Source organism: Flavobacterium sp. TC780 (genome assembly GCF_056783245.1).
This window is the reverse complement of sequence record NZ_JBXBAV010000060.1, coordinates 1-6493: the sequence shown is the minus strand read 5'-3', so window position 1 is coordinate 6493 and position 6493 is coordinate 1. Positions and strand designations below refer to the sequence as shown.

At 32.7% G+C, this 6493-nt stretch carries 3 protein-coding genes and 1 pseudogene; 3 read left to right on the top strand and 1 reads right to left on the bottom strand.

Translation table 11 applies throughout. The features are described from left to right. The first annotated feature begins 32 nt into the window (after positions 1-32). The 3 genes and pseudogenes from AC1RYN_RS05920 (at position 33) to AC1RYN_RS05910 (ending at position 5634) form a co-directional block, all read left to right on the top strand. Positions 33-1733, top strand: a complete 1701-nt coding sequence (locus AC1RYN_RS05920) for a DNA topoisomerase IV subunit B (RefSeq protein ID WP_481806207.1) — start codon at positions 33-35, stop codon at positions 1731-1733. A gap of 20 nt (positions 1734-1753) precedes the next feature. Continuing rightward, entirely contained in the window at positions 1754-2800 is a 1047-nt protein-coding gene (locus AC1RYN_RS05915; protein ID WP_481806206.1) for a PDDEXK nuclease domain-containing protein, read from the top strand. A 108-nt stretch (positions 2801-2908) separates the two neighbouring features. Beyond that, positions 2909-5634, top strand: a pseudogene (locus AC1RYN_RS05910) (DNA gyrase/topoisomerase IV subunit A). Positions 5635-5817: 183 nt separating this feature from the next. Here AC1RYN_RS05910 and AC1RYN_RS05905 read toward each other — a convergent pair. Next, positions 5818-6300, bottom strand: a complete 483-nt coding sequence (locus AC1RYN_RS05905; RefSeq protein ID WP_481806205.1) for a hypothetical protein — start codon at positions 6298-6300, stop codon at positions 5818-5820. Positions 6301-6493 lie beyond the last annotated feature (193 nt).

Below are 6493 nucleotides of genomic sequence, written 5' to 3'. Positions count from 1 at the left end.
TTATGTAGCCCCTTGACTCGTCCTTGCTAAGGTTGATACATGCTCCTGTTGTTCAGGGAGCGACACCTAGGGATAAAACCGTATCAGTTCGTGATTATGGCCGTGGAATTCCTTTAGGGAAAGTTGTGGATGTAGTTTCAAAAATGAATACAGGAGGAAAATATGACTCCAAAGCTTTTCAAAAATCAGTAGGATTAAATGGAGTAGGAACCAAGGCAGTAAATGCACTTTCTAATTATTTTCGTGTAGAATCTGTTCGAGAAGACAAACAAAAAGCTGCCGAATTTTCAGCAGGAAATCTGGTTCTTGAAGAAGATGTAATTGATACTACAAAACGAAAAGGAACAAAAGTTACTTTTATTCCAGATGAAGCTATTTTTAAAAATTATAAATTCCGATTAGAATATGTAATAAAAATGGTTAAAAACTATTGTTACTTAAACAATGGTTTGACAATTATATTCAATGGCGAAAAATATTATTCAGAAAATGGTCTTAGAGATTTATTAGAAGAAACAATTAACGCTGATGATTTAGAGTATCCAATTATCCATTTAAAAGATACGGACATTGAGATTGCTTTAACCCACAGTAAAACACAATATAGCGAAGAATATCACTCTTTTGTGAATGGTCAGAATACAACACAAGGAGGAACGCACTTAGCAGCTTACAGAGAGGCAATTGTAAAAACCATACGGGAGTTTTATAACAAAAGCTTTGAAGCATCAGATGTACGTAAATCGATTGTAAGTGCGATTAGCATCAAGGTTATGGAGCCTGTATTTGAATCTCAGACCAAAACCAAATTAGGTTCTATGGATATGGGATCTGATGATGGAACGCCACCAGTATCAGTTCGTACTTTTGTAAATGATTTTGTAAAGAATAAATTAGATAATTATTTACATAAAAATCCAACAACTGCAGAAGCCTTATTGCGTAAAATTCTACAGGCAGAAAGAGAACGTAAAGAGCTATCGGGAATCCGAAAATTGGCAACAGATCGTGCTAAAAAAGCCAATCTGCATAATAAAAAATTAAGAGATTGTCGTGCGCATCTTCCAGATACAAAAAACCCTCGAAACTTAGAAAGTACGCTTTTTATTACCGAGGGAGATTCGGCTTCGGGATCTATTACCAAATCCCGTGATGTAAATACACAAGCGGTTTTTAGTTTGCGTGGTAAGCCTTTGAATTCATACGGAATGACCAAGAAAATTGTGTATGAAAACGAAGAATTCAATTTACTGCAAGCAGCTTTAGATATTGAAGACGGATTAGAAAAATTGCGATATAATAATATAGTAATCGCAACCGATGCCAATGTCGATGGAATGCACATCCGCTTGTTATTGATTACTTTTTTCTTGCAGTTTTTTCCAGAGTTAATAAAAGAAGGGCATTTGTATATTTTACAAACACCTCTTTTCAGGGTTCGAAACAAGAAAGAAACCATTTATTGCTACTCTGAAGACGAACGAAAAGCTGCTATCGAAAAATTAAAGCCAAAGCCAGAAATTACGCGATTTAAAGGTTTGGGAGAGATTTCGCCAGATGAGTTTAAGAATTTCATTGGAGAAACAATTCGACTTGATCCTATTATGATGGATAAAAATACATCGATAGAACAATTACTATCTTTCTATATGGGGAAAAACACACCAGACAGACAAGAGTTTATTATTAAAAACTTGAAAGTTGAGTTGGATGCGATTGAAGAGGAAGTATAGAGATTTAAAATAAAACTATATTGTCAACCGATCTTCAAAATAAAGTCATGTTTCAACAAGTAGTTGAGTTATTGCAAAGTGCCCAACAACAGGTTTTACGTACTGTAAATTCAACAATGGTTTGTACGTATTTTGAAATTGGAAGAATGATTGTTGAAGAAGAACAAAATGGAAAAGAAAGAGCAGAATACGGGAGACAATTATTAAAAGGCCTTTCAGAACAATTGATGAAAGAGTTTGGGAAAGGATTTTCTGTAGATGTTTTGGAAAGAATTAGAAAGTTTTATTTGATTTACTCAAAATCCGCAACAGCGTTGCGGATTTTTGAAATTAAGAATTCCGAGACGGTGTTGCGGAAATCTAATAACCAAGAAAAAGAGATTTTAATAAAAGAAAATTCAAACTTGCAGATAGTTTCTGAGAATTTTGAAAATAAAAAAACATTATACGATTTCTTTAAGTTGACTTGGTCACATTATACTTTCTTAATGAGAATTGATGATGAAAATGAAAGACAATTTTATGAAATAGAATCAGAGAAACACAATTGGAGCGTTCGAGAATTAAAACGACAGTATGATTCTGCACTTTACACCAGATTATCTTTAAGTCGCGATAAAGAAGGCGTTTTAAAGCTGTCTGAAAAAGGACAGATTATTGAAAAACCTAAAGACATTATTAAAGATCCATATATACTTGAATTTTTAGGATTGCCTGAATTGCATCAATATTCAGAATTGCAATTAGAAGAAGAAATTATTAATAAACTAGAACATTTTTTACTAGAGTTGGGACATGGATTCACTTTCGTCGCAAGACAAAAAAGAATTACATTTGATGATAAACATTTCCGAATAGATTTAGTTTTTTATAATAGAATTTTAAAATGTTCTGTACTTATTGATTTAAAAATAGGGGAATTAAAACATCAAGATTTAGGTCAGATGCAAATGTATGTTAACTATTATGATAGAGAAATGCGTTTGGAAGATGAAAATAAAACGATTGGAATTATACTTTGCCAAAACAAAAGTGAGGCAGTAGTAAGATATATTTACAGAGAATAACGAGCAAATTTTTGCCAGTAAATATAAAACAGTGTTACCAAGTGTTGAGGTTTTAAAAGAACTCATAAAAAGAAATAGCATTAAATTTATAATTTCGAATATAATTAAATGAAAGACGAAGAAGACGATAACATAATTCCAGATAACGAAGAAAATAATTCGGAGGATACTAATTCTTATGATGATAATCAACAAGAAGATGAATCTGATGAAATTATCGAAGTAGATGCTAAATCTTTTGAAGGAGGGCATTTTTACGATAATAACGATGAGAGTGGTGATACCATTACCAAAGTTACCGGAATGTACAAAGACTGGTTCTTGGATTATGCCTCGTACGTAATTCTGGAACGTGCTGTTCCTGCTATCGAAGATGGATTTAAGCCTGTACAACGTCGTATTATGCACTCTCTTAAAGAGTTGGATGATGGTCGTTATAATAAAGTTGCGGATAGTTGTGGAGGTCACACAATGCAGTATGATCCACATGGAGATGCGAGTATTGGTGATGCCATGGTACAAATAGGGCAAAAAGATTTATTGATAGATTGTCAGGGAAACTGGGGAAATATCTTAACGGGAGATGGTGCTGCAGCTTCTCGTTATATTGAGGCACGTTTATCTAAATTTGCTTTAGAGGTTTTATACTCACCAAAAATTACCGATTGGGGTGTTTCTTATGATGGTCGTCGTGCAGAACCAAATAATCTTCCAGTAAAATTTCCTTTGCTTTTGGCACAAGGAGCCGAAGGTATTGCAGTAGGACTTTCTACTAAAGTATTGCCACATAACTTTAATGAATTAATTGATGCTTCGATAAAAATTCTTAAAGGAAAACCGTTTACATTGTATCCTGATTTTATGACTCAGGGTATTGCCGATATTTCTAATTATAATGATGGAATGCGTGGCGGACGTGTACGTGTACGTGCCAAAATTGCACAATTAGACAAGAACACACTTGTAATTACACAAATTCCGTTTTCGACCAATACTACTACTTTAATTGATAGTATTTTGAAAGCCAATGAAAAAGGTAAAATCAAAATCAAGAAAATTGAAGATAATACTGCAGCTGATGTAGAAATTTTGATTCACCTTTTCTAGGAGTTTCACCAGATAAAACAATTGACGCATTGTTTGCATTTACAGCTTGCGAAACCTCTGTCGCACCTTTAGGTTGCGTTATTGAAGATAATAAGCCGTTGTTTATTGGAGTTTCTGCAATGTTGAAGATTTCAACAAACAGAACAGTCGATTTACTCCGACAAGAATTAGAAATTCAATTAGAGGAATTAAAAAATAAATGGCATTTTTCTACTTTAGAAAAAATCTTCATTCGTGAGGAAATGTACATTGACTTCAAATTATATTCTGATAGAGAAACGTTGTATAAATATTTATATGATCGATTTGAGCCTTTCAAAAAATCATTTGTCAGAGATATCAACGATGATGATTTACAGCGTTTGACTCAAATTCCGATGATTCGTATTACCCGTTTCGATTCTGATAAAGCAGATGATTTTATCGCTAAATTAGAAGATGAAATGAAGGAAGTAGAATACAATCTGGAAAATTTAACAGATTTTGCGATTGCTTATTTTGCTAAATTAAAGGAGAAATATGGTAAGGGACGTGAGCGTCAGACTGAACTTCGTGTTTTTGATAATGTTGAGGCTACAAAAGTAGTTTTACGTAATACAAAACTATATGTAAATCGCGAAGAAGGTTTTGTAGGAACCAGCTTGAAAAAAGATGAGTATTTAACGGATTGTTCAGATATAGATGATGTAATTGTGTTTTTACGAGATGGTAAAATGATAATTACAAAAGTTGATTCTAAGACATTTGTAGGTAAAGATATCATTCATGTTGCGATTTTTGATAAAAGTGATAAGCGCACGATTTACAATATGATGTATCGTGATGGGAAATCAGGACCTTCATACATAAAACGTTTTAATGTTTCGGGAGTGACGCGTGACAAAGCGTATGATTTAACCAATGAAACTGCAGGTTCGCAAGTTGTTTATTTTTCGCATAATCCAAATGGAGAGGCTGAAGTAATTACTATTTTATTGCGTCAGGTTGGAAGTATTAAGAAACTGAAATTTGATATAGATTTTGCTGCTTTAGCTATAAAAGGCCGTGGATCCAAAGGGAATTTAGTAACGAAATACCCAATTAAGAAAATCGAACTTAAAGAAAAAGGAATCTCGACTTTATTGCCAAGAAAAGTTTGGTTTGATGATACTGTAAAACGTCTGAATGTAGATGCTCGTGGAGAATTGTTAGGAGAATTTAAACCAAGTGATAAAATATTAATCATTAGTCAAACAGGAAAACTGAAGGTTATTATTCCAGAATTATCAACTCATTTTGATGAGGATATGATAGTTTTGGAAAAATGGAATCCTAAAAAACCAATTTCAGCTATTTATTTTGATGGTGAAAAAGAGCGTTACTATATTAAGCGTTTCTTGGTTGAAACCGAAAATAAGGAAGAATGCTTTATTACAGAGCATCCTAATTCGCAGCTAGAAATTGTTGCTACAGATTATCGCCCAGTTGCTGAATTGGTTTTTGCTAAAGTAAAAGGAGTTCAAAAAGATAATTTATATGTAGATATTGAGGACTTTATTGCCGTGAAGGGTTTTAAAGCATTAGGGAATCAATTAACAAGCGATAAGGTAAAACAAGTTAACTTGTTAGATCCATTGCCTTATGAAGAACCGATAGAAGAAGTTCCGGTACGAACTATCAATAATGAAGATGATTCGGTTGAAACAGAACTTGATGATGATGGACAAATTGGACTGGTTCTAGACTAGTATTAAGAAAATAATCCATCAAAATATAAAATGAATATTTGAGTTTTATTGTTCAATAGGAGTATGAATAAAAATAACAAAAAGAGACTGTTTTACTAGCTAGAAACAGTCTTTTTTTTAATATTGTTTATCATTACTTATTTTATTCAGTTAGCTTAGATTAAAACCTTTAATAAGATTTTATTATAGAGGAGATATATAAACTTCTATTTTTGTTCCATCATATTTAAACGTTCCATCAGAATCACTTTTGCCTAAAAAGCATAAATCGGCAGGAGCAAACCAAGCTGTTCCTAATGAATGTCCATTAACTGATCTGATTTCTGTTCCGTTTCCAGTAGTTATAGCTGAGTGAAACCAAGTTTTATCAATAAGTCTATAGAAACCTATAGCCTTTCCTTTTCCTAGAAAAGAGTTGCCATTCCATTTTTGACCTCCAAGATAATTGAATTTACTTAACCAATTTTGCCCATAAAACTCTGTTAAGTCATTAGGGCTTATTTCAGCACCTAACATATACAATGTGTAAGCTACCACATCGTGACATACACCACTATTGTATTTTGAAATATTCTCTAATCCTGAAAGAAGTGCATTAGCAACACCTAGTTTATCAGATGCTGATAGTTGAGCTTTTTTAGCTCCTTCCGCTGTTATAAATGCCATAAATAAAGTTTTAATTGTAAAAATAATATGCTGTGAAATAAAAATATATTCTTTGTTTAATTATTAAACAAATACTTATTCCTTTATTTGAAGGCTAAAAGAAAAGTCTTAAAAAATACCCCAAAAAAACATAATTTTTTTTAGGTGCTGCCTCCCTAACAACAGGAGCATGTATTAACCTTAGCAATACATA

Bases quoted from the DNA above. Each gene is read 5' to 3' on its own strand.
- AC1RYN_RS05905 (WP_481806205.1), bottom strand. From the start codon at position 6,300: ATGGCATTTATAACAGCGGAAGGAGCTAAAAAAGCTCAACTATCAGCA.